Origin of the sequence: Aphanothece microscopica RSMan92 (genome assembly GCF_046613545.2) — a bacterium.
Lineage (GTDB): Bacteria > Cyanobacteriota > Cyanobacteriia > PCC-6307 > Cyanobiaceae > NIES-981.
The window spans coordinates 1-881 of record NZ_JBKKKY020000236.1 but is presented as its reverse complement, the minus strand read 5'-3'; the positions used below and the strand labels follow the sequence as shown (position 1 = coordinate 881).

The 881-nt window shown below is 64.1% G+C and carries 1 protein-coding gene; it reads left to right on the top strand.

Annotated elements, in window-relative coordinates; translation table 11 throughout:
- Positions 1–192 precede the first annotated feature (192 nt).
- Positions 193–612, top strand: a complete 420-nt coding sequence (locus ACLD7X_RS17190) for a hypothetical protein (protein ID WP_425625431.1) — start codon at positions 193–195, stop codon at positions 610–612.
- The last annotated feature ends 269 nt before the right edge of the window (positions 613–881 follow it).

The window sequence follows — 881 nt, the reverse complement described above, 5'->3', positions numbered from 1 at the left end:
TCGCAGGGAAATGTCGCCGCGCAAGAGATCGCGGCCCTGATCCGCCGCGATCTGGGCTGAGGCACCCGCGTTGTCGGCCGCCTGCACGCATGGCACCATGCCCACGGTTGCGGTGCAGGGGGTACGATGAAGATCATTCACCGGTCCGACACGCTGCTCGTTCTCGAAGATCGCCCCTGGTTTCTTGGACTGATGCTGATCGGCATGGCCCTGGCCATGATCTTCGGCGGCTTGGCGATGATGGGCGATGGAGAGATCCTGGGCGGAGCCTTCCTTGCCATGTTTGGCGGTGGCATTCCGGTTCTGATCGCTGCGCTGATGGTGCGGCGGGTGCGGCTGACGCTGGACCGTTCCAGCGGTCAGCTGACCCGGACGATGCGCTCGGTCCGTGGGCTCAGCACGGAAAGCCACCCGCTGGGGCGGCTGAAGACGGCTAGCGTCGGCGTTTCCTACGACAGTGATGGCAATACGTACCGGACCGAGCTTCAGTTGGCCGATCCGCCGCAGACCGTGCCCTTCACCAGCTACTACACCAGCGGCAACAAGCCCGAGGCGATGGCCCGGGCCGTGAACGACTGGCTGGGGAATGCGGACCACAGCGCCCGCCTTTGACTTCGTCACTCTTCGCTGGGGTCGCGACGCGTAGAGGAAGTCGCAGCGCAGGAGCAGCCCAGTGACCTCAGACCACGGCTAAGAACCACGCGTTAATTTTCCGTTACCGTCCGCAGCCAAGCCATTGCAATCATTGATACTCTGACGTTTGTCCACCGTGGACACCCTTCACGACCGTTTACAGCTGGCCCCCTCCGCCCCTACAGTCGCCGCAGAACCCGGAGGTCGCCATGCCCCTGCCCCTTGCCCCCCTGATCCCGCTCGCAATC